The organism is Sphaerisporangium sp. B11E5, assembly GCF_039871875.1.
Taxonomy (GTDB): domain Bacteria; phylum Actinomycetota; class Actinomycetes; order Streptosporangiales; family Streptosporangiaceae; genus Sphaerisporangium.
Genome location: NZ_JBDPMD010000128.1, coordinates 1 through 641, shown reverse-complemented (window position 1 = coordinate 641; position 641 = coordinate 1). Strand labels below are relative to the sequence as shown.

The window sequence follows — 641 nt, the reverse complement described above, 5'->3', positions numbered from 1 at the left end:
GCAGCCTCCCACGTCCTTCATCGGCTCCTGATGCCAAGGCATCCACCGTGTGCCCTAAAAAACTTGGCCACAAAAGATGCTCGCGTCCACTATGCAATTCACAAACAACAAACAGGAAAACCGCACCACATCCACCACCAGCACCCACACCCACTGACACAACGCCAGCGAACGCAAGCCGGTATGGCAGGCGGACGGTCCCGCAGGCGAGAAACCGATCCCAGTCGAACCACACCCCACTCCCACACCCCCACAGAAAGGGGGGATAGGTCGCGGGGTGCGTCGACGGTCCGTTTCCTCAGGACCCAACAGTGTGCCCGAACCCCCTAGACCATCAGGCCAGGACTCCCACTCCACACCCCGGAAGGACGTGGCGGTACTACCTGAGCCCGACTGGGCCGGTGATCCGAGTAGCCAGTGCTCCACTAATGAGCGTGCCGGTGGGTGAGACGTACGCTCACCAACACCGGGCTGGACTCCGTGTCCCTCGACGCTGTGGTCGAAGGGGCCAGGAGCCGGTGCTCCTTAGAAAGGAGGTGATCCAGCCGCACCTTCCGGTACGGCTACCTTGTTACGACTTCGTCCCAATCGCCGGCCCCACCTTCGACCGCTCCCCCCCTTGCGGGTTGGGCCACGGGCTT

The 641-nt window shown here is 62.7% G+C and carries 1 rRNA gene; it reads right to left on the bottom strand.

What is annotated here, in order from left to right:
- Nucleotides 1-529: 529 nt before the first annotated feature.
- Nucleotides 530-641, bottom strand: a 16S ribosomal RNA gene (locus ABGB17_RS38840); the annotation flags it as partial.